The 20,297-nt window shown below is 60.3% G+C and carries 19 protein-coding genes; 8 read left to right on the forward strand and 11 right to left on the reverse strand.

The features are described 5' to 3' along the window. Positions 1 to 29 precede the first annotated feature (29 nt). The 7 genes from CFBP6623_RS01620 to CFBP6623_RS01650 all read right to left on the reverse strand — a co-directional run bounded on the left by CFBP6623_RS01620 (position 30) and on the right by CFBP6623_RS01650 (position 7,640). The gene (locus CFBP6623_RS01620) at positions 30 to 1,403 is read right to left on the reverse strand and encodes a glutamate--cysteine ligase (RefSeq protein WP_046800662.1); all 1,374 of its coding nucleotides are present in this window, start codon (positions 1,401 to 1,403) and stop codon (positions 30 to 32) included. 118 nt (positions 1,404 to 1,521) lie between these two features. Continuing rightward, the gene (locus CFBP6623_RS01625; protein ID WP_046800663.1) at positions 1,522 to 2,259 is read right to left on the reverse strand and encodes a 16S rRNA (uracil(1498)-N(3))-methyltransferase; all 738 of its coding nucleotides are present in this window, start codon (positions 2,257 to 2,259) and stop codon (positions 1,522 to 1,524) included. 17 nt (positions 2,260 to 2,276) lie between these two features. Beyond that, positions 2,277 to 3,782 carry an inorganic phosphate transporter gene (locus tag CFBP6623_RS01630; protein ID WP_046800664.1) on the reverse strand — a complete coding sequence of 502 codons (1,506 nt, stop codon included), beginning with the start codon at positions 3,780 to 3,782 and terminating at the stop codon, positions 2,277 to 2,279. 163 nt (positions 3,783 to 3,945) lie between these two features. Continuing rightward, entirely contained in the window at positions 3,946 to 4,386 is a 441-nt protein-coding gene (locus tag CFBP6623_RS01635; protein WP_046800665.1) for an NUDIX hydrolase, read from the reverse strand. Between the two features lie 269 nt (positions 4,387 to 4,655). Next, positions 4,656 to 5,420 carry an HAD family hydrolase gene (locus CFBP6623_RS01640; RefSeq protein ID WP_046800666.1) on the reverse strand — a complete coding sequence of 255 codons (765 nt, stop codon included), beginning with the start codon at positions 5,418 to 5,420 and terminating at the stop codon, positions 4,656 to 4,658. Continuing rightward, positions 5,417 to 6,763, reverse strand: coding sequence for a glycosyltransferase family 4 protein (locus tag CFBP6623_RS01645; RefSeq protein WP_162249028.1), 1,347 nt, complete (start codon positions 6,761 to 6,763; stop codon positions 5,417 to 5,419). The genes CFBP6623_RS01640 and CFBP6623_RS01645 overlap by 4 nt, the downstream gene beginning before the upstream one ends. Positions 6,764 to 6,866: 103 nt before the next feature. Then, on the reverse strand, positions 6,867 to 7,640 hold the full coding sequence (locus CFBP6623_RS01650; protein ID WP_046800668.1) for a FadR/GntR family transcriptional regulator: 774 nt from the start codon (positions 7,638 to 7,640) through the stop codon (positions 6,867 to 6,869). A 135-nt stretch (positions 7,641 to 7,775) separates the two neighbouring features. On the opposite strand from CFBP6623_RS01650, the gene CFBP6623_RS26660 reads away from it, so the two are divergent. Both CFBP6623_RS26660 and CFBP6623_RS01655 read left to right on the forward strand, forming a co-directional pair. Then, on the forward strand, positions 7,776 to 7,946 hold the full coding sequence (locus CFBP6623_RS26660; protein ID WP_167379163.1) for a hypothetical protein: 171 nt from the start codon (positions 7,776 to 7,778) through the stop codon (positions 7,944 to 7,946). Next, positions 7,933 to 9,207, forward strand: coding sequence for a DUF3422 family protein (locus CFBP6623_RS01655; protein ID WP_046800669.1), 1,275 nt, complete (start codon positions 7,933 to 7,935; stop codon positions 9,205 to 9,207). Before CFBP6623_RS26660 ends, CFBP6623_RS01655 begins: the two co-directional genes overlap by 14 nt. Before the next feature lie 144 nt (positions 9,208 to 9,351). On the opposite strand, the gene CFBP6623_RS01665 is transcribed toward CFBP6623_RS01655, so the two are convergent. Continuing rightward, positions 9,352 to 10,251, reverse strand: a complete 900-nt coding sequence (locus CFBP6623_RS01665) for a LysR family transcriptional regulator (RefSeq protein ID WP_046800670.1) — start codon at positions 10,249 to 10,251, stop codon at positions 9,352 to 9,354. Positions 10,252 to 10,348: 97 nt separating this feature from the next. Here CFBP6623_RS01665 and CFBP6623_RS01670 point away from each other — a divergent pair, with 97 nt between their 5' ends. The 3 genes from CFBP6623_RS01670 to glcF all read left to right on the forward strand — a co-directional run bounded on the left by CFBP6623_RS01670 (position 10,349) and on the right by glcF (position 14,579). Continuing rightward, positions 10,349 to 11,797 (forward strand): FAD-binding oxidoreductase, encoded by a 1,449-nt coding sequence (locus CFBP6623_RS01670; protein WP_408606470.1) that lies wholly within the window; start codon positions 10,349 to 10,351, stop codon positions 11,795 to 11,797. 262 nt (positions 11,798 to 12,059) lie between these two features. After that, complete coding sequence (gene glcE, locus CFBP6623_RS01680; RefSeq protein ID WP_046800671.1) at positions 12,060 to 13,274, forward strand: glycolate oxidase subunit GlcE; 1,215 nt, start codon at positions 12,060 to 12,062, stop codon at positions 13,272 to 13,274. Between the two features lie 3 nt (positions 13,275 to 13,277). Next, positions 13,278 to 14,579: a glycolate oxidase subunit GlcF gene (glcF, locus tag CFBP6623_RS01685; protein ID WP_046800672.1), complete on the forward strand. Its 1,302-nt coding sequence runs from the start codon at positions 13,278 to 13,280 to the stop codon at positions 14,577 to 14,579. Between the two features lie 393 nt (positions 14,580 to 14,972). Here the strand turns inward: glcF and CFBP6623_RS01690 are convergent, their stop codons facing one another. Then, positions 14,973 to 15,632 (reverse strand): outer membrane beta-barrel protein, encoded by a 660-nt coding sequence (locus tag CFBP6623_RS01690; protein ID WP_046800673.1) that lies wholly within the window; start codon positions 15,630 to 15,632, stop codon positions 14,973 to 14,975. Positions 15,633 to 15,907: 275 nt separating this feature from the next. Continuing rightward, a complete protein-coding gene (locus tag CFBP6623_RS01695; RefSeq protein ID WP_046800674.1) occupies positions 15,908 to 16,684 on the reverse strand; it encodes a L,D-transpeptidase in 777 nt (258 codons plus the stop codon). A gap of 238 nt (positions 16,685 to 16,922) precedes the next feature. Between CFBP6623_RS01695 and CFBP6623_RS01700 the strand changes: the two genes are divergently transcribed. Both CFBP6623_RS01700 and CFBP6623_RS01705 read left to right on the forward strand, forming a co-directional pair. Then, positions 16,923 to 17,552: a DNA-3-methyladenine glycosylase I gene (locus CFBP6623_RS01700; protein ID WP_046800675.1), complete on the forward strand. Its 630-nt coding sequence runs from the start codon at positions 16,923 to 16,925 to the stop codon at positions 17,550 to 17,552. Beyond that, positions 17,549 to 17,992, forward strand: coding sequence for a hypothetical protein (locus tag CFBP6623_RS01705; RefSeq protein ID WP_046800676.1), 444 nt, complete (start codon positions 17,549 to 17,551; stop codon positions 17,990 to 17,992). Before CFBP6623_RS01700 ends, CFBP6623_RS01705 begins: the two co-directional genes overlap by 4 nt. Before the next feature lie 10 nt (positions 17,993 to 18,002). Here CFBP6623_RS01705 and CFBP6623_RS01710 read toward each other — a convergent pair whose 3' ends face one another. After that, complete coding sequence (locus CFBP6623_RS01710; RefSeq protein ID WP_046800677.1) at positions 18,003 to 19,046, reverse strand: YeiH family protein; 1,044 nt, start codon at positions 19,044 to 19,046, stop codon at positions 18,003 to 18,005. An 81-nt stretch (positions 19,047 to 19,127) separates the two neighbouring features. Between CFBP6623_RS01710 and CFBP6623_RS01715 the strand changes: the two genes are divergently transcribed. Next, positions 19,128 to 20,045 carry a LysR substrate-binding domain-containing protein gene (locus CFBP6623_RS01715; protein ID WP_046800678.1) on the forward strand — a complete coding sequence of 306 codons (918 nt, stop codon included), beginning with the start codon at positions 19,128 to 19,130 and terminating at the stop codon, positions 20,043 to 20,045. Positions 20,046 to 20,297: the final 252 nt, after the last annotated feature.

The raw sequence follows: 20,297 nt of genomic DNA on the forward strand, positions 1-20,297 counted from the left end.
GACCCCATAGCGGGGTTCGGCGGGATATCTTAATACTGATATTCCTCGAACACCGGCAGCACCGAGCCGCCCCAGCGTCCGTTATAGAGCGCCAGCAGGTCGTCGGCGAGCGTGGTCTTCTTGGCCAGCACCTCGTCCAGCGATGACAGGAACACGGTCTCGTCCTGGCCTTCGCCGTTCAGCCTGTTACGGTTTTTAAGGCCGGTGCGGGAAATATCGACAACCTCGCGGGCGATACCCAGAAGCGGCTTGCCGGCTATCTCGGCACCCAGTCCCTTGACCGGCACGGCGTCGCGAAGTGCGATCACCTCTTCGAAGCTCCAGCCGGCCGTCAGTGCATCGGCAGCGTCAAGCGCTTCCTGGTTATACAGAAGGCCAACCCAGAAAGCCGGCAGTGCGCAGATGCGCCTCCAGGGGCCGCCATCGGCGCCGCGCATTTCAAGGAAACGCTTCAGGCGCACATCCGGGAAAAGGGTAGAGAGATGGTTTGTCCAGTCACCCATGGTCGGCTGCCAATCGGCGATTTCGCCTTTCAGCGCCCCATTCATGAACTGACGGAAGGTGACATGGGTGCAATCGTGATATTTGCTGTCGCGCACGATGAAATACATCGGCACATCCAGCGCCCATTCGACATAGTCCTTGAAGCCGAAATCGTCGTTGAAGGTGAAGGGCAGCACGCCGGAACGCTGATTGTCGGTGTCGCGCCAGATATCGCCACGCCAGGAAAGAAGGCCGTTTGGCTTGCTTTCGGTGAAGGGCGAAGAGGCAAACAGTGCGGTTGCCAGCGATTGCAGCTTCATGGAAACGCGCATCTTCTGACGCATATCCGCTTCGGAGGAAAAGTCGAGGTTCACCTGGATCGTACAGGTACGGTACATCATGTCGAGACCCTTGGTCCCGACCTTCGGCATATAACGCGTCATGATCGCATAGCGTGATTTCGGCATATGCGGTGTTTCGTCGTAACTCCACAGCGGGCTGCCGCCGATGCCGAGGAAACGGATACCCATCGGCTCCGCCACTTCGCGAAGGGTCGCCAGATGCTGGTTAGATTCCTTGCAGGTCTGGTGCAGGTTTTCGAGCGGCGCGCCGGAAAGTTCGAACTGGCCGCCCGGCTCGATGGAGATGGCCCCCATGCCGTGCTGTTCACCAAGCCCGATGATGTTCTCACCGTCCATGATCGGTTCCCAGCCGAGCTTTGCCTGCATGCCCTTCAGGAGGGCGGAAATGCTGGCCTCGCCGAAATAGGGAACGGGGCTATTATCCTCACGGAAGAATGCAAATTTCTCGTGCTCGGTACCGATGCGGAAATCGGCTTCAGCTTTGCAACCGCCCGCCAGATAGTCTGTAAGCTCCGTGACGGAGGAGAGGGGTGTCTGGTCGGTTGTGTCGCGTGCCATGGCTTACCTTGTTATGACGTCTCTGTTGCGGCGAGGCATATGATTGGCAGATAGAGCCGGATCGCATCCGGAGGCAAATGAATTTCTTTTAAAGATGCATCAAGCGTAATATTCCACCTCAGTTCCAGTCGCCGATGGTCGCCTGAATGACCGCCAATGCTGCGACGGCGGCCGTATCGGCCCTCAGGATACGCGGCCCGAGCGGAATGGGGGTAACGAAAGCAAGACTGCGCAGAAGGTCCCGTTCGTCCTCGGAAAACCCGCCTTCCGGGCCAACCAGCAGGGCGATTTTGCGTTCCTTGACGGATTGCAGAACCGGCAGCGGATTTTGCCCCGCATCGCCTTCGTCGCAATAGATGATGCGCCGGTCCTGTGGCCAGCTCTCCAGCATGTCTTTCAGCTTCACCGGCTCGGCGACCTCAGGCAGAGACAGTATGCCGCATTGTTCGGCGGCCTCGACGGCGTTGGCGCGCAGCTTGTCGGTGTTGTGTATTTTGCCCTGAACATGCTGCGTCATCACCGGCTGCAACAGGCCGGCACCCATCTCAACCGCCTTCTGCACCAGATAATCCATGCGGCCGACCTTCAGCGGCGCAAAGAGATAATGCAGATCCGGCGCGTCCGGCTGCGGCCGCGTCTGTTCCAGAGGGATGAGAACGATCTTCTTGCGGCTCGGAAAGGAAAGTTTCGCCCTCCATTCGCCGTCGCGGCCGTTGAACAGCAGGATTTCCGCGCCATCCGCCATACGCAGCACATTGGCGAGGTAGTTGAACTGTTCGCCCGTCGCCTCCAGTGCGATGTCCGCGGCAAGCGGGGCTTCGATAAACAGGCGTTGCATCCGGAAATTTGCGCGCATGGGATTTGGTTTCAGGTTTACAGAAAGAGGAAAGACATCAGCCAGTAGAGCAGCGCCGCAAGCGTAGCGCTTGCGGGAACGGTGACCAGCCAGGCAGCGATGATCGTCATGAAGTGGGAACGCCGGACAAGGTAGCGGCGGCGCACCTCGGAGGAATTGTCGGCAAATCGTGCAGCCCGGCGGATATCCCCGGTGCCCGCATTGACGAGTTCCTGCCGCCGGCGCGATGACTGCGTGTACCATTCACGGAAGAAACCGACGCCGAATACCGCGCCGATTGCCGTATGGGTTGTGCTGACCGGCAGGCCGAAGCGTGAGGCGACAAGAACGGTGAGCGCGGTCGCCACGGAAACGCAAAATGCGCGCATTGGATTGAGCTTGGTGATCTGTTCACCGACCAGGCGGATGAGGCGCGGGCCATAAAGCAGAATACCGCAGGAAAGGCCGAACGCGCCGACCAGCATTACCCAGAGCGGTGCGCGGGCGGACGTCTCCACCGCTTCGTTGTGCAATGCCCGCACGATGGCCACCACCGGGCCAATGGCGTTGGACACGTCATTTGCCCCGTGCGCGAAGGACATCAATCCGGCGGCGAGCACGAGCGGCCATTGGAACAGCGTTCGCAGCGACTGGTTACGGTTCTCCAGCCCTTCGGATTGTTTGCGGATGATCGGCACGCAGAGACGCCAGGCAACTAGGCCGGTCATAAGCCCGATGAGGCTGGCGTGGCCCAATGACACATGCATGAGCTGCCGCAGCCCGACCCAGATGAGATAGGCGGTAAAAACCCCCGCCATCAGGCCGATGAGAACAGGCACCCACAGCCGCGCGGATTCGATCTTGTCCTCGCGATAGATGATGCATTCCTTGATGAAGGCAAGGATGAGGACGGCGATAACCGCACTGATGAAGGGCGCAAGCACCCATGCAAAGGCAATGCTGCCGAGCGACAGCCAGTCGACTGCGCCGATGCCATAGGCCGCCATGCCGGCACCCGCAACGCCACCGACCACCGTATGGGTGGTGGAAATCGGCGCTTTGGTCCAGGTCGAGAGATTGACGAGAAGGCCGGCGGCGAGAAGCGCCGACAGCATCGCCCAGGAAAATGCGGTCCTGTCCGGAATGGTCTGGACGTTGATGATGCCGCTGGAAATGGTTTCGACCACATTGCCGCCGGTGATCAGTGCACCGGCGATCTCGCAGATGGCGGCAATGATGAGTGCTGCGGCAAGTGGCAAGGCCTTGGCGCCAACCGCAGGGCCCACATTGTTCGTTACGTCGTTCGCGCCGATATTGATCGCCATATAGGCGCCGATGGCGACGGCGGCGATGATGATGACCGAGCCGTCGGTGCCTGTGACGAAGGCACCGGCAAATATCGCCGCCAGAACAACGAACATGAACCCCGCGCCAAGGCCTGCAAGCTGCTGCGTGACGTGCAGCGTCGCCTCTTCGACACGGGTGATCTTGTCGAGATCCTTGTCGAGCGTCGGTTTCATGTTCGATGGTGGCTTTATTGCCAATTCAGACCTCGTTTGCCAGCATTCCCTCTCGTCCGGCAGTGTCGCAGGTTGAAGGCAATTTTACAGAAAGACTGTTACATCTCGCACATCTTTCCAAAATGAAAGACGATAAAAGCCATGTTGGAAAAACAAACTGCACATTGCCACGCTTCGGGCGGCGGCGCTATTTCGAATGCGCCATCCGCTTGTCGAAAGCCAGCATCAGCGCCTTCAGCTCCGGCTCATTGACCCGCCTGTTCGCTTCCTTGGGGGTGACCCATTCCAGCCTTCTGGAGTCTCTTTCGGGAAAGCTCTCCTGCATTTCCGAGACTTCGAGCAGATGCACCTGAACCCTGCACGGCACGTTGATGCCGCTGTTCAGTTTTTTCTCATATTCATAAAAGCCGAAAGGAGCCTTCTCCACCGTGCCTTTGACGCCGGCTTCCTCATAGGCTTCCTGCTCGGCCACCGCATGGGCCTTCTTGCCGCCCATCGGCCAGCCTTTGGGAATGACCCATCGTCCCGTGTCCCGGCTGGTCAGCAGCAGGACTTCCGGCTCCGGATTTTTTTTGGACAATCGATAGCACAGCGCCGCATATTGCTGTCGCGGCGGTCTGCGCAACATCAAGCCAACGTCTGTCGCCAATCGATTCAAAATCTTCAATCCGTATAAATCCTTGTTTGCCGGGTAGTGATAATTGCTAATATAGATATGCTGGATGTTCCGCCAATCCCCCTTCATCCATAACCCACTATTGTCTTCACGCTGATGAAGATCAGGGGGGCAGATGGAGGCGAACGGAAGCTCGCCGGGGTGTTCCCGGTTCAACAGCCGATTGCGGAATTCCGTATCTGTCTGCTTTCAGGTCATTCGGAACGCAAACCGTTCAAGGGTTACGGCCGGAATTGCGCTGGCCCCATATCCAGTCCCCAATGTCGGAGACCTTCAATCACACCATCCGCTTCAGTCGCGCCCGAGAGGTAAAATCGGCCATTGCTGTTCGCCATGGAAACAAGTTCCGGCAAGGCATTGCCAACGATCACGCCGCGAACGTCATTTAACTCGAACATCGCCCGATCATTGCCAGTATCGCCCGCGACGACCGATTCGTCGAGGCCGATATGCAGTTGTCCACATAACCATGCCAATGCGGCACCCTTGTCGGCGGCCTTTGGCAATATGTCGAGGTCACGACCGCTGGAATAGACGATGCGGGCATCGATCTTAGCCGCCAGCAGCGCTGCTTCGATATCGGCAAGCGCCTTCTCATCGGCATCATGCAGGAACCAGCTGGATTTGAGGCCGTGCTGATATCGCTCCTCCTGCATCGTTACATCAGGCAGGCGTCCCATGACATCGGCAATCCTCCTCGGGTCGAAGCCGGTGCCGAGTGAGTGCCTGTAGGCGCTTTCCAGCTCGCCGCGCTCCTTCGCGTGCAGCATGGTTCCGACGCCGCCGATGATATAATCGGGCCGCGGCAGTGGCACCTCTTCCAACAGCGCAAGCTGGTCATCGACCAGCCTGCCGCTATTGAAGACCAGAACCGGACGATGCTCGTCCGGCAATGATTGCCAAAAATCGCGGAACCGACGCGTGGCATCGTTGTTGCCGACGACAGTTCCGTCGAGATCGGTGGAAAAAAGGCGAAGCGGTCTCAATCGCCGTCATTCCACGGTTCGGCCCAGTCCGCTTCTTCCAGAACCGGCATCATGGTCCTGCCTTCTACAAGCGCCAGCAATTGCTGCGCGATGCCCGTCCATGTGAACAGGCTGCGCGCCTTGTGCGCGCCCATACGCGAAAGCCGCCCGTAAAGCCGCTCATGCTTGAACGGTTTCATCATGGTTATGCCGAGGTCTTCCTTGTCGAAAGGATCGGCAAACAGCGCATGGCGGCCATAACTGACGGCCCGGAACAACCCGCCATGGATGGTAACGACGGTGGGTGTGCCGCTCGCCATCGCTTCGATCGCCGTCATGCCGAAAGGTTCGTAACGGCTGGAAAGCACGAAGAGATCGGCGGCGCGGTATATATCCGGCAGATCCTCATCCGCGACGTAACCGGAAAATGCCACCTTGTCTTCCAGACCGAGCGTTTTTACCCGGTCCTTCAACTGGTTGAGAATGGTGGTCTCCTGCTCGTCCATATTCTCGCCGCCGACGGCCAGATGCAGGCGGGCTTCCGGCTCGCGCTCCGCCAAAACGGAGAAACCATCGATCAGCAGATCATAACCCTTGTTGGTGGCAAGCCGCCCCAGCGCCAGCACCACCTTGCCTTCGAAACCGAAACGCTGACGGATCATCTGCCGCGTTGCATCCGAAACCGGGAAGAAGCGATTATCGTCATAACCCGGCGGGATCATGTGGATGTGTTTGCGCTTTTGCCCGTAATCTTCGATCAGCACGTCAAGCTGCACCGGCGTCGTGGCAATCACCATGTCGCAGCTGCGATAGATGATCAGCTCGTGCTGGATACGCTCCTTGAAATTGAATTCCAGTTCGAACGTATCGGCCTTTTCCGGATAGTCGGTCTCCATCTGGCGTTTTTTCCAGATACCGAGCGAATGCGGCGTGTGCAGATGCGGGATTTTCAACGCTTCGGACAGCCGCTGTCCGGCCACGCCGGCATCCCAGTAATGGCTGTTGATGAAAGAATAATTCAGGTCGTTCTTCTTGATGAAACGCAGCGCATTTTCGCACCATTCCATCAGGTGGCGATGCAGATATTCCTTGGGAATGAAATCGCGCCCGCCACAGGGAATGCGCACCACACGCACGCGCTCGTCAACCTCGTCAAATTCCGGCTGGTCTTCGAAGCGGCGGGTATACAGATCGACAGTATAGCCGAGCTGGCCGAGTTTGCGTGCAAGCTCAAGCACATAAACCACCTGTCCACCGGTGTCGGCAGCGCCCAGCGGCGGGTGCGCGGCGACATAGCCATGCGTCGATATGAGAGCTATCCGCGGATAGCGTTCAGTTTCGCTCGTGGTCGTCATGGGTCCCATCTTGGTAAATTTTTCCAATTAACCCGATTAAAAGACCAAAGAGCACAAAAGGTTCCATAAAAACCTGAATAAAATAGGTGCCGTATTTCGCCGGATGGCGTTTTCAGGTGCTGCGCTGCTGTTGTCTCAGGCGGGAAATCCGGTCCCATTCGCGCGCCTGATGCGCCCGGAATGTCGTTTCCACGATGAAGTCGATATGAGCCTCGGCCGCAGCCCTTGCCGCCGCCGGATCCCCGCTCGCGATGGCGTCATGGATCGCGATATGCTGTCTCAGCACCTCGTCATGGGCGCCCGCGACGGTGAAGATGAGATGGCGGTTATAAAAGATGTCATCGCTCAAAAGCCGGTAACATGACCGCAATGTGTGCATCAGCACGATATTATGCGCCGCTTCGCCAATGGCATTGTGAAATTCCACATCGCCCGAAAGCTCCTCTTCGAAACGGCCCGCCTCATGCGCCTCGCGCATTTTCTCAACGATGGCGGCGAGGTTGCGCCTGTCCGGCTCCGTCGCCCGCTGTGCGGCAAGTTCGGCTGTCATGCCTTCGATATAACGGCGATATTCGAGGAAATCCCGGGTCGCCCGGCTATGACGGGTGATGAGCGCGCTCAGGGGATCGGAAAAGACCGGGCCGACAATATCCGCGACATAGGTGCCGCCACCATGCCGGCTGATGAGAAGGCCACGGGTCTCAAGCTCCTTCAGCGCTTCCCGAAGGATCGGCCGCGAGACATCCAGCTTTTGCGCCAGTTCGCGCTCGCCGGGCAGCCGGTCGCCATCCCGCAATATGCCGTCGAGGATCAATTCCTCGAAGCGTAAGATCACCTCCTGTGATGTGCGGCTGTGCTCGATGCGCGCAAAAAGCGTTTCGTCCATCGCAGAAGTCTCCGGCGAAATCCCGCCCCGTATTTGATGTGGAGCAAACTATCAGCGAAGCGTCGCACTGGTCAAATATTCTATCCAGTTCTCCGCCAGGCTGTGCCATGCCTGCGGCAACACGACATCTGCCTTTTGAAACTGGCTTTTGTTAAAGCAGCGGCAGGACAGGGTGACGATGGTGGATTTTTCCGCCGGTTGGATCAAAACAATGACAGCGGCTTCGATTGTGGTGTTTTCATCGCCATTGATGCTTTAGAAAACCGGCGGAAACAGGCGGGGACGGTATCGCATGGCCAAGGGTAGATTTGCTTTCGCAAGCGCGCCGGAAAGGTCGCTGGCGCTCGGGGAGGTTCATGCGCGGCCGACGGTGCTTCTCGCCCCGTCGCGCATCATCGTCCAGCTTGCCTTCATGATGGATGGCGGCTCGGCGGTACATCACTCGGTCATCGCGGAAATGTCGCGCGGCCGCGGTGTTGCGCCGCCGGAACGCGACGCCCGCCACCATGCCATGCCCTGGGGGCAGGGGACCTTGCGCTGGGAGCGGCACACGGAATTCTCGACCTGGTTCTGGGATGGCCCCGCGCCGGAAAAATTCGGCGGCGAGATTGCCGGGGATCCCTTCGGCGACGGCTTTTCGCCACCCGGCTCGCTGATCTCGGGCGTGCGGCTGGAAATCCGCCCGGAGAATGGTGTGGCGTCTCAGGCGGAGGCGATCTTCGAACCGACCAGCCTCTGTCACAGCGACGTGCGCGACGGGCAGGCGGCGATCCTCACCGATTTCCGGCAGGATCGCGACGGGCTGACGCAGATATTGGTAATCGATCGCGGCTTGAGCGATTACAGCCGCGGCGCGCTGGTGCAGCGGCTTCTCGATATCGAGACCTATCGCACCCTTGCCATGCTCGGCCTGCCGATGGCGCAGACGCTCTCGCCGGAAATCCGCCGCATCGAGGATGGTCTGACGGGCATCACCCAGCGCATGAAAAACGGCGCGCGCGACGAGGCCGATGCGCTGCTGGCGGAAATGACTCGGCTTGCGGCGGAACTGGAAGCCAATGCCGCGCTCAGCCTCTATCGTTTCGGCGCCAGCCGCGCCTATGACGGCATCGTGCGCGAACGCATCCGGGCGCTTGCGGAAACCCCGGTGCAGGGCCATGAGACCATGGGCAGCTTTCTGGAGCGGCGCATGGCGCCCGCCATGCGCACCTGCCAGTCGGTTGAGGAGCGGCAGGCCAACCTCTCGCGCAAGCTCTACCGCGCCACGGCGCTCGTCAGAAGCTGGATCGATGTGGAACTGGAACGGCAGAATACGGTGCTGCTCAATACCATGAACAAACGCGCCGCCATGCAGCTTCGCCTGCAGCAGACCGTGGAAGGCCTGTCGGTTGCTGCCATCTCCTATTATGTCGTCGGGTTGATCGGTTATCTCACCAAGGCGATCAGCCACGACGTTCTGCCGGTCGATCCCGCCGTCGTTACCGGTCTCTCCGTTCCGCTCGCCGTACTCGGCGTGTGGTGGGTGGTGCGCCGCATCCGCCGTTCCCATGCAGAGGGCGGGCACTGAGGGCCAAGTTTCCCTCATTCCTGTGCTTGTCACAGGAATCCAGCCGACGCGCGTCTGGACGGCGAAAAGAGTCCTTTCAGCCCAAGGACTTGGGCTGGCTGGATCCCTGTGACAAGCACAGGGCTGAGGGAGGCGGCGGCCCCCTCAGCCCTGCTCCCAATAGGGTGAAGGGCCATAGAGCCCGGCCAGATAATCGATGAACAGCCGCACTTTCGCGGGCAGGAACTGCCGGCTCGGATAAACCGCTGATAGCGTGACGTTGCGCGACCCCTCGTAGCCGGGCAGAACCTGCACCAGTTTGCCGGCGCGCAATTCATGGCCGATATCCCAGGTGGAACGCAGCGCAATGCCAAGCCCTGATATCACCGCCTCGCGGATCACCTCACTGGAATTGGTGATGAGCATGCCTTCCGGGCGGATGCTCATCGCACCGCCCGGTCCTTCCAGCCGCCAGACATCGTTATTATGGGCCGGCAGGCAGCGGTGCTTTTTCAGATCCTCGATTGTATCAGGCATACCATGGGCCGCGACATATTCCGCCGAAGCGCAAAGCACGCGGCGCACCGGCGCCAGCCTTCGGGCCACGAGGCTGGAGGAATTGAGATCGGCAATGCGGATGGCCAGATCGTAACCGCCTTCAATGATATCGATGAATTCGTCGCTCAGCACCAGATTGACTGAAAGGTCCGGGTGTCGCTCCATGAAAGCCTTGAGATGCGGCGCGATGTGCATGCGCCCGAAGGAGGTGGGGGCGGAAATCTTCAGCGTACCGTTGACGGTGTTGGCGCGGCCGGACACGAAATCCTCGGCCTCTTCCAGCCCTTCCAGCACGGCAAGCACCCGCTCGTAAAATCCCTGTCCGGCCTCGGTCAGCGAAATTTGCCGCGTGGTGCGCTGGAAAAGCCGCGCGCCGAGCTTTTCTTCCAGCCGCTTGATGCGCTTGGAAATGACGGCGGGCGAATAACCAAGCTCCTTGGCGGCCAGCGACATGCTGCCGGAGGCGACAACGCTTGCAAAGACTTCCAGATCACCCAGATTTGTCACAGTTGCCCTCGATTATTTCCGGAATGGAAAAAATCCATAACATTTGATTGCGCTGTTTCAAAGTGGTAAAGAAAGAATACCAGTTGGCAGGATATGCATGGAGGAGGGGGCGGTGACGCAGCCGATCAAGTTTCTGGAGCCGCGTGCGAAGGTCGTCGCAAGCCGTGACCGCATCATAGCCGATCTGAAGGATATCTTGCCGGAAGACTGTCTTGTGCACGAACCGCGCGAACTCGTGCCTTTCGAAACCGATGCATTCGTTTCCTATCGCCGTCTGCCGCTGGCCGTCGCACTGCCGAAGACGACGGAGCAGGTGGCAGCAGCGATGAAATATTGTCATCGCTACGGCATTCCGGTCGTACCGCGCGGCGCCGGCACCTCGCTGTCTGGTGGCGCGATCCCGCAGGAGGATGCGGTGGTGATCGGCCTTTCGAAAATGGCCTCGATCCTCGAACTCGATTTTTACAATCGCACCGCACGGGTGCAGGCGGGCGTCACCAATCTCTCCATCTCGGATGCGGCCGGTGCGGAAGGCTTCTTTTATGCGCCGGACCCAAGCTCGCAGCTTGCCTGCACCATCGGCGGCAATATCGGCATGAATTCCGGCGGCGCGCATTGCCTGAAATATGGCGTAACCACCAATAATCTGCTCGGCGTGAAAATGGTGCTGGTGGATGGCACGGTGCTCGAACTGGGCGGCAAGCACCTCGACGCCGCCGGTTATGATCTGCTCGCTCTCGTCTGCGGCTCGGAAGGCCAGCTCGGCATCGTCACCGAAGCGACGGTGCGGTTGATCGCCAAGCCGGAAGGCGCGCGACCGGTGCTGTTCGGCTTCGAGACATCCGAGGAGGCTGGCTCCTGCGTCGCCGATATCATCGGGGCCGGCATTATCCCTGTTGCCATCGAATTCATGGACAAGCCGGCCATCGAGATCTGCGAGGCCTTCGCCAAGGCGGGATATCCGCTGGATGTCGGCGCGCTTTTGATTGTCGAGGTCGAAGGCTCGGAGGCGGAAATGGACGCCATGCTGGCTGATATCGTCACCATCGCCAAAAAACATGGCGTGAAGACCGTGAAGGAATGCCAGTCGGCCATGGAGGCGGCGGCGATCTGGAAAGGCCGCAAATCCGCCTTCGGCGCCACGGGCCGTATTGCGGATTATATCTGTATGGATGGCACGGTGCCGCTTTCGCAGCTTTCTTACGTGCTGAAAAAGACGAGCGAGATTACCGACCGGCTGGGCCTGCGCGTCGCCAATGTCTTCCATGCCGGCGATGGCAACATGCACCCGCTCATCCTGTTCAACGCCAACGACCCTGATGACGCGGCCCGCGCCGAAGAGGCGGGCAATGAAATCCTGAAGCTCTGCGTCGATGCCGGCGGCTGTTTAACCGGCGAGCACGGTGTCGGCATCGAAAAACGCGATTTGATGCGCCACCAGTATGGCGAGGCCGATCTTGCCCAGCAGATGGCGGTGAGAGCGGCTTTTGATGAGGGGTGGTTGATGAACCCGTCGAAGGTATTTCCGTTGGAGGGGAGGGGATGATGGGTGTGGATTTTGTGACGATGATGGGTGTGGCTTACCCCCCTCTGCCCTGCCGGGCATCTCCCCCTCAAGGGGGGAGATCGACTCGCGGCGATTTCCCACTCAGTTCTCGAACGGTGCAATTGAAACGATGTGCCAGCCTCTTGCCGATCTCCCCCCTTGAGGGGGAGATGCCCGGCAGGGCAGAGGGGGGTATCTCTCGATCGGAGCGCAACCTCTCCTGCGCAAACGTCGCTATCCCATGCCCGGAGTTCGCCGCCCCATGCTGACCCCATACGCAGAAACTCAGGCCGCCGATATCATCCGCGACCACGCAACCCGAAAAGCCGCGCTGAAAATCATCGGCGGCAACACCCGCTCCGGTTTCGGCAACGTGGCGGCGGCAGACTCCACGCTCTCTTCCCGTGCGATGAACGGTATCGTCTCTTACGTTCCCGCCGAAATGGTCATGACCGTAAAGGCCGGCACCCCGCTCGCCACCGTCGAAGCCGCCCTTGCTGAAAACCGCCAGATGATGGCCTTCGAGCCGATGGACCATCGCCCGATCATGGGTACCAAAGGCGAGCCGACCATCGGTGGCGTCTTTGCCGCCAATGTTTCCGGGCCGCGGCGGTATGTAGCGGGCGCGGCGCGCGATAGCCTGCTCGGCATCCGCTTCGTCAACGGCAATGGCGAGATCATCAAGGCTGGCGGCCGGGTGATGAAGAATGTCACCGGTCTCGATCTGTCGAAATTCCTCGCCGGCTCCTTCGGCACGCTTGGTTTCCTCACCGAAGTCACATTCCGCGTGCTGCCGAAACCGCCGGCTGAAAAAACAGTGGTCGTGTCCGGTCTGGATGACGAGGCGGCGACACGCATCATGGCGGCGGCGATGGCGATGAGCGTCGAAGTATCCGGCGCGGCGCATCTGCCGGAAAGCGTTCGCTCGCGCTTTATCGAAGGTAGCCTGCCGGAAGGCCCAGCGACGATCCTGCGGCTGGAAGGGCTTGCCGCATCGGTGGAAGCGCGCGTCCGCAAGCTTCTGTCGGTAATGGACCGGGTCGGGCCATGGGCGCTGCTGGAGAAAGAAGAGAGCGGCCTTCTATGGCGACAGGTGCGTGATGTCGCGCCCTATGCCGGGCAGAATACCAAGCCGCTCTGGAAAGTTTCCGTCGCGCCCGCCGCGGGCCACCGGCTTGTCGCGGCGCTGCGCATGGAAGCAGGCATTGATGCCTTTTACGACTGGCAGGGCGGCCTTGTCTGGATGCAGATGGAGGCCGACCCCGAGGCGGATTTGCTGCGCGGCGCGATCCGGGCACTCGGCGGCGGCCACGCAACTTTGGTGAGGGCAAGTGATGCGGCGCGCGCCACTGTCGCTGCCTTCGAACCGCGCTCGGCGGCGGAAGCGCTGCTTTCTGCACGTATCAGGGAGAAGCTCGATCCGGCGGGCATCTTCAATCCCGGCAAGATGGCCGCAGCGATGGAAAGGGCCGTCTGAACCATGCAAACATCCTTCACGCCCGAGCAGCTGGCCGATCCGCATGTGGCGGAATCCGAAAAAATCCTGCGCAAATGTGTGCATTGCGGTTTCTGCACCGCCACCTGTCCCACCTATGTCACGCTCGGCAACGAGCTGGACAGCCCGCGTGGCCGCATCTACCTCATCAAGGACATGCTGGAAAACAGTCGCCCGGCTGACCGTGAGGTCGTCACCCATATCGATCGCTGTCTCTCCTGCCTTGCCTGCACCACCACCTGTCCCTCCGGCGTGGATTACATGCATCTGGTCGATCATGCCCGCGCCCATATCGAACAGACCTATAAACGCCCCTTCATGGATCGGCTGTTCCGCAATCTTCTGGTTGCCGTCCTGCCCCATCCCACGGGTTTTCGGCTGGCCCTGCATCTGGCACGGCTGGCGCGGCCCTTCTCCGGCCTGCTTGCCAGGGTTCCGGCGCTGAAACCGCTGCAATCCATGCTCGCTCTTGCACCCGCCGCCGTGCCTGCAGCCTCCGCTTCCGCCCGTCCGGGTGACCGGCCGGCCGAAGGCGAAAAACGCGGGCGTGTCGCCATTCTCACCGGCTGCGCCCAGCCAGTGCTCGACCCTGGTATCAACGAGGCGACGCTGCGCCTGCTTGCGCGGCTCGGCATCGAGGTCGTGGTGCCGAAGGGGGAGGGCTGCTGCGGTTCTCTGGTGCATCACATGGGTCGGGAGGAAGAGGCGCTCGCCTCGGCACGCCGCAATGTCGATGTCTGGACACGGGAGATGGAGAATGACGGCCTCGACGCCATCATCATCACCGCTTCCGGCTGCGGCACCACCATCAAGGATTATGGTCATATGCTGCGGCTTGATCCGGCCTATGCGGAAAAAGCCGCGCGGGTCTCGGCGTTTGCAAAGGATATCACCGAATATCTCGCCACCCTCGATCTGCCGCAAAAGCCAAACCAGGGCCTGACGGTCGCTTATCATTCCGCCTGCTCCATGCAGCACGGCCAGAAAATCACGCTCGCCCCGAAACAGCTGCTGAAGGCGGCGGGTTTTACCGTGCGCGATCCGGCGGAAGGGCACCTCTGCTGCGGCTCAGCCGGAACCTACAATATTCTGCAGCCGGAAATTTCCGCCAAGCTCAAGGCGCGCAAGGTCAAGAATATCGAAGCCACAAGGGCGGATGTCATCGCCACCGGCAATATTGGCTGCATCACGCAGATCGGAACCGGCACTGATATGCCGATCCTGCACACGGTGGAGCTCTTGGACTGGGCCTATGGTGGGCCGAAACCGGCGCGGCTCTCGGTTTAGAGTCTGCCAGGGAAAAGTGGAACCCGGTTTTCCCGAAAAGATAAACGAATCTAGAGTCTGGAGGTATTCCGATTTCGCACGACACGAGACAGCTCTCCCGCTCGCGTCTCTCCGTCACGGCGGCCATGACCACTATTGTCCGGTTCAGATTTTCATGCACGCGTCCGCCGTCGGAAAGTCGGTGGTGACGGGCATAGACCTCTCTGCGTCATCCTCGGGCTTGTCCCGAGGATCTAAACACGTCGAATAAAATCAACACGTTGGCAGATCCTCGGGACAAGCCCGAGGATGACGTCAGTGCGATTGGCTCGGTTAGCGTTCCTATTTAACGTCACGGCCAAAATGACGGAAAAAGAGAGCGTCTTCCAACCGGCAGGCTTTGCACCACATGTTTTAGAACTTATACGCCACGCCGAAATTCACCGCATTGGTGATGATATCGGTCTTTAACGAGGCGCCATTGTCGATATCCACGTCGATAAAGGAATAGGTGCCCTTATATTCCACGAAGGTCGACCAGTTGTCCGTGATGCGGTAGCTGAGGCCGGCCTGTGCCTGCAGGGTGGCGCCGCCGAACTGGTATTCGAAGGTTTTCCCCGACGGACGGTTCACCTCCACATGCGGCACGTTGATGCCGACGCCGGCGCCCACATAAGGGGTGATCGGCAGGGATTCGAGCGGAAAGCGGTAGAGCGCGTTCAGCGTCAGAAGGTTCAGGCCGTCGGTGAATTCGAAATGCGACCAGCCGGAGCGTGCAAGCGTCTGGTCGTCGGCATAGACCTTGTCATGGGTGAAATCGAGCGAGATACCAAAATTGTTGAGCCGGCCCTCTTCGAACCAGTAGGTGCCGCGCACGCCCCAATAGGGAGGGCTGGAAAATGATTTGCCTTCCCATCCGGCCCGGAAGTCCGGTCCGTCGGAAACCGTCACATCGCTATGCGGGGCGCTTTGCCAGCCGCCATAACCGGAAATTTCAAATTCACCTGCAATCGCGGCAGAGAAGGAAACGCCGCTGAGGAGCAGGGCGCAGACAAAAGAAGCATGGCGCGGCATGGAGAGAATCCAGGTTGATATCAGAAATCCACCAAACCGTTTTTTGATAACATTTGAATGACAGAAACGAAAAACGGGCGGTCAGTTGACCACCCGTTTTAAGGCCGTTCCGTCATCCCCCTGAGAGAGGTCCGGCGCCTGGCGTCCCCCGCCAAGTCTCGTGGAATGCTTCGTTCGATTGAATTGGCCTGGAGTGTACCGCTGAAAGGCGGCAATTCAAGCGGATACGCCGCCACGCCGGCCCTGCAGCGGCCGGAATGGCGCAACCGTTGCCGTCATATCACAATGACCCGCGTTCCGACGTTTACGCGCTCATAAAGATCGGTGACATCCTCGTTGCGCATGCGGATGCAGCCGGAGGAATTGTTGCTGCCGATCGTCCATGGCTGGTTGGTGCCGTGGATGCGGTAAAGCGTGGAACCGAGATACATGGCGCGCGCGCCCATCGGGTTGGCCGGCCCGCCTTCCATGAAGGCCGGCAGGTAATGTCCCTTCGCCGCCTCGCGGCTGATCATTTCCTTCGGCGGGGTCCAGCTCGGCCATTCGGCCTTGCGGGTCACCTTGTGTGTCCCGGCCCATTCGAAGCCGGGTTTGCCGACGCCAACGCCATAACGCCGTGCCTTGCCATCGGCGAGCACGAGATAGAGAAAGCGGTTCGGCGTATCGATGACGATGGTGCCGGGTTTTTCATTGGTCTGATAGGTGACGATCTGCGGCAGGAATTGCGGCGCGATCTGCGTGCGCACCGGCGCGTTGGGTCGCACGGCGGCATTCTGCACCCGTGCCGGGCGCTGTGATGTGACGCCGGAGCTGGGGCGCTGCGGCATGGCGGCCTGACGCTGCTGGAAGAATGGCTGGCGTGCGGCAGGCGCGCGCGGATAAACCACCGGGCGCACATTGCCACGGCCACCCAGCTGCGTGACCCATGGGGCGGAAAGGTCCGGGCTGACGACGATCGGCGGGCGCTCGCGGTAACGCTCATTGGCCATGGCGGCCGGGACAGTGAGGGTGGAAACGAGGCTCAGCGCCAGAAAAACGGACTTCATCGTCATCGGGTGGACTCTCTCTGCGGTATGCCGCAACAATGGAAATGGCGGGGAATATTGTCCCGCATTGCCGGACACGTTCGCACCTCGACGCCAGCGAATCGTAAATGGCTGTTCATTAAAAAGCCCTTGATTAGGGAAAGCTGGATTTAAGGTTAGTGCCCGGTTTTGAAACGTGGTGAATAAGTGGTAAGTGCGCAGGTTCCACCGGTTACGCGCGGGAGCGGAAAAGGGTTGTTGCGGAATGAGCGAAGCGGGACTTGAAACCGGTGCGGATGGCCGTGTGCGGTGTTTCTGGCAGCAGGGGCTGGAGGATTACAGCCGTTATCACGATGAGGAATGGGGTTATCCCGTCACCGACGATCGCCGGCTGTTCGAGAAGATCTGCCTGGAAGGGTTCCAGTCCGGCCTTTCCTGGCTGACGGTTCTGCGCAAGCGCGAAGCTTTCCGGCTTGCCTTCGCCAATTTCGAATTCGAAAAGGTGGCTGAGTTCGGCGATGCCGATATTGAGCGCTGCGTTGTGGACAAGGGCATCATCCGTCATCGCGGCAAGATCGTTTCGACCATCAACAATGCCCGCCGTGCTTTGGAACTGCGAGACGAATTCGGCTCGCTCGCCCGATATTTCTGGGGTTTCGAACCCGCCGCCGCAGAAAGGCCGCAAAGGCTGGACTATGCGACGTTAAGGGCCAACCCCACCAGCGCCGCCTCCATCCGTCTTTCGAAGGATCTGAAGAAGCGGGGCTGGAGTTTCGTCGGCCCGACGACCGTCTATGCATTCATGCAGGCCATGGGTATGGTCAATGACCATATCGAAGGCTGCCATTGCCGCCAGCCGATCGAGGTCATGCGGCGGGAGTTCATACGTCCATGAAGGCAACTTCCCTTCTTCTGGCTTTCACCATGACTGTGGCCGCCGTGCCGCATCCGTCATTCGCGGAAAGCCGCAATGTTGACGGTATCTGGCTCGATGACGGCGAAACGCTGAAGCAAGTGGCCCTGCCGCCTGCCGGACCGCTGAAGCTGGATGGCTGGACCCGGCGCGGGCGTGGTGATGTCTACCGCCTGAAAGTAAAGGCCGGGCAGACGGTGAAGATCGAACTTGCCGCCTCCAGTGAATTCGTCCTGATGGCGGTCTTTGATTTTTCGACGCCGGATGAGGACGCGATCTTCTTCAGCGATTCCGGCGGCAAGGTCGCGACGCTGACGCCGAAGGCGGATACCGAATGGCTGATCCGCCCGACACTCATTCTGGGGTCGCCGCGCCGTGGCCTCGGCGCGCATTACACGTTGACGGTCAGCACCGGGACATAACGGCGCGCCCTCAGGCCGCCTGTGTCAGCACGATCAGGCCGAAACTCAGAACACCCAGCAGCACCAGCGACAGGCTGGCGGCGAGAATGACCTTGCCACCGGCATGGCGAAGGCTGCGGATATCGACCGAAAGCCCCAGCGCCGCCATCGACATGATGGTGAGGATATTGGACAGCGAGGCGACGGGGGAAAGCAGAACTTCGGGGATGAGGCCGAATGAGCGGGCCATGATCATCAGCACAAAGCCGATGATGAACCACGGAACCATCTGCTGCAACTTCAGACGTCCCTTGCCGGACTGGCCATGGATGACGGAAAGCGTGGCGATCACAGGCCCCAGCATCAGCACACGGATGAGCTTGACGATGGTGCCGGTCTGCACGGCCACGGCTCCAAGCGGCGCGGTGGCGGCCAGAACCTGCGGCACGGCATAGACAGTGAGACCAGCGAAGATGCCATATTGGGTGGCGTCGAGGCCGAGGAGCTGCGGCAGGAACGGCATCAAAAGCACGGCGGCGACGCCGAGAACCGCGGTGAAGGCAATCGAGGCGGCAACATCTTCCGGCTTGGCGCCAATGGCGGGCGCAGCGGCCGCAATGGCGGAGTTGCCGCAGATGGAATTGCCGCAGGCAATCAGCGTTGCAAGCTTGGGCGGCAGCCCCAGCATCCGCCCGGCGGCATAGCTGACGATTAGCGACAATGCGACGATCAGCGCGATGCCGCCGATCAGCAGCCCGCCGGCGCCCTTGAGAATGGCAAGGCTGAGGGACGCACCGAGAAGCGCCACGGCGATTTCGAGCAGGGTCTTGGCGCTGAATTTGATGCCGGCCGAAGCGACAGCCGGCAGCGACACCAGCGACCGTAGGATCGTGCCGATCAGAATGGCAAGCACGAGATCACCAAGCCATGCATGGCCGGCAAGCCGCACCTGAAAGCGCTCGGCCAGAATGGCGGCGCAGCTGACGGCGGCGCAGAGCAGGATGCCCGGCAGAAGCGGGGTGAGCCAGCGAAGGGAAAACTGAAAGGGATAGGTGAGGGTGCGATGCTGTGCCATGGTCAGACAATGCCGTAGCCGCCTGTTTTATTCTATCAAATAATATGGCATATATTATTCGATAAAATCGAATGAAGCATCATGACCTTTGAACAACTCCGCATCTTCATCGCCGTCGCCGAACGGGAGCATCTGACGAGGGCCGCCGAAGCCATCGGTCTGACAGCTTCCGCCGTCAGCTCTGCCATCAAGAATCTCGAGGCCTTTTATAATGTCGAGCTGTTCCATCGTGTCGGCCGCAACATCGAGCTGACCGAAAGCGGCCGGGTATTTCTGGGCGAAGCAAAGGCGACCTTGGCGCGTGTGCGCAATGCCGAATTGATTCTTTCTGAAATGGGTGGGCTGACGCGCGGCGAAATCACCGTCTGCGCCAGCCAGACCATTGCAAGCTACTGGCTGCCGCCGATCCTGATGCAATTCAAGAAGCTTTATCCCGGCGTGACCGTCCGGCTCGATATCGGCAATACCAAGACTGTCACGCAGGCAGTGCTGGACGGTCTGGCGGAGGTCGGTTTCATCGAAGGCAGGATCGATGAGCCGGCATTGATGGTGCAGCCCGTCGTGTCGGACAAGCTGCTGGTCGTCACCGGTTCGGCCCACCCATTCGCCGATGGCCGTTATCTCACCGCGCTCGATATGCTCTATGGCACCTCATGGGTCCTGCGCGAGCAGGGCTCCGGCACCCGTTCCGCCTTCGAGGCGGCGGTGCGGCAGATGGGAGTGGATCCCGGCGAGCTTTCCGTCATGCTGGAACTGCCGTCCAACGAGGCGGTGGTGATGGCGGCACGCTCCGGCGGCGCTGCGACGGCAGTTTCAGCCTCGGTGGCGTCCCTCTTTCTGCGGCAAGGGTTGCTCGTCCGCGCCGGCATTGATCTGCCCGCCCGCAACTTCGCCCTTTTGCGCCACAAGGAACGCCACACCAGCCGGGCGGCCATGGAGCTGGAACGCCTTAGCCGTGCGGCATCGGAGGACTACAAGGCCGGTCTTGCGGGGGTGTAGATGTTTGGCGCTGGTGAGGCGCCAGACAAGTCCAGGCATCCGACATTGTGTCACCCTTGCGCCATAGCGTCGCCGATGAAGCGATAGGCTTCCGCTTGCTTCTTCTCCCCGCCGGGGAGAAGGTCGCGGCAGCGGGATGAGGGGGCGAGCTTCCCGAAATCCGGCAACGTTGCCCCTCATCCGACCCTTCGGACCACCTTCTCCCCGGCGGGGAGAAGAAACATGCCGCAAAGTCGCCGGAAGAGCGCCGCA

Source organism: Agrobacterium tumefaciens (genome assembly GCF_005221385.1).
Classification (GTDB): domain Bacteria; phylum Pseudomonadota; class Alphaproteobacteria; order Rhizobiales; family Rhizobiaceae; genus Agrobacterium; species Agrobacterium tomkonis.

Excerpts from the sequence above, each read along its gene's own strand:
- glcF (WP_046800672.1), top strand. The coding sequence starts at position 13,278 with ATGCAAACATCCTTCACGCCCGAGCAGCTGGCCGATCCGCATGTGGCG.
- CFBP6623_RS01670 (WP_408606470.1), top strand. The coding sequence starts at position 10,349 with ATGGAGGAGGGGGCGGTGACGCAGCCGATCAAGTTTCTGGAGCCGCGT.
- CFBP6623_RS01620 (WP_046800662.1), bottom strand. The coding sequence starts at position 1,403 with ATGGCACGCGACACAACCGACCAGACACCCCTCTCCTCCGTCACGGAG.
- CFBP6623_RS01645 (WP_162249028.1), bottom strand. The coding sequence starts at position 6,763 with ATGGGACCCATGACGACCACGAGCGAAACTGAACGCTATCCGCGGATA.
- glcE (WP_046800671.1), top strand. The coding sequence starts at position 12,060 with ATGCTGACCCCATACGCAGAAACTCAGGCCGCCGATATCATCCGCGAC.
- CFBP6623_RS01715 (WP_046800678.1), top strand. The coding sequence starts at position 19,128 with ATGACCTTTGAACAACTCCGCATCTTCATCGCCGTCGCCGAACGGGAG.
- CFBP6623_RS01700 (WP_046800675.1), top strand. The coding sequence starts at position 16,923 with ATGAGCGAAGCGGGACTTGAAACCGGTGCGGATGGCCGTGTGCGGTGT.
- CFBP6623_RS01695 (WP_046800674.1), bottom strand. The coding sequence starts at position 16,684 with ATGACGATGAAGTCCGTTTTTCTGGCGCTGAGCCTCGTTTCCACCCTC.
- CFBP6623_RS01635 (WP_046800665.1), bottom strand. The coding sequence starts at position 4,386 with ATGTTGCGCAGACCGCCGCGACAGCAATATGCGGCGCTGTGCTATCGA.
- CFBP6623_RS01705 (WP_046800676.1), top strand. The coding sequence starts at position 17,549 with ATGAAGGCAACTTCCCTTCTTCTGGCTTTCACCATGACTGTGGCCGCC.
- CFBP6623_RS01650 (WP_046800668.1), bottom strand. The coding sequence starts at position 7,640 with ATGGACGAAACGCTTTTTGCGCGCATCGAGCACAGCCGCACATCACAG.
- CFBP6623_RS01655 (WP_046800669.1), top strand. The coding sequence starts at position 7,933 with ATGGCCAAGGGTAGATTTGCTTTCGCAAGCGCGCCGGAAAGGTCGCTG.
- CFBP6623_RS01625 (WP_046800663.1), bottom strand. The coding sequence starts at position 2,259 with ATGCGCGCAAATTTCCGGATGCAACGCCTGTTTATCGAAGCCCCGCTT.
- CFBP6623_RS01690 (WP_046800673.1), bottom strand. The coding sequence starts at position 15,632 with ATGCCGCGCCATGCTTCTTTTGTCTGCGCCCTGCTCCTCAGCGGCGTT.
- CFBP6623_RS01710 (WP_046800677.1), bottom strand. The coding sequence starts at position 19,046 with ATGGCACAGCATCGCACCCTCACCTATCCCTTTCAGTTTTCCCTTCGC.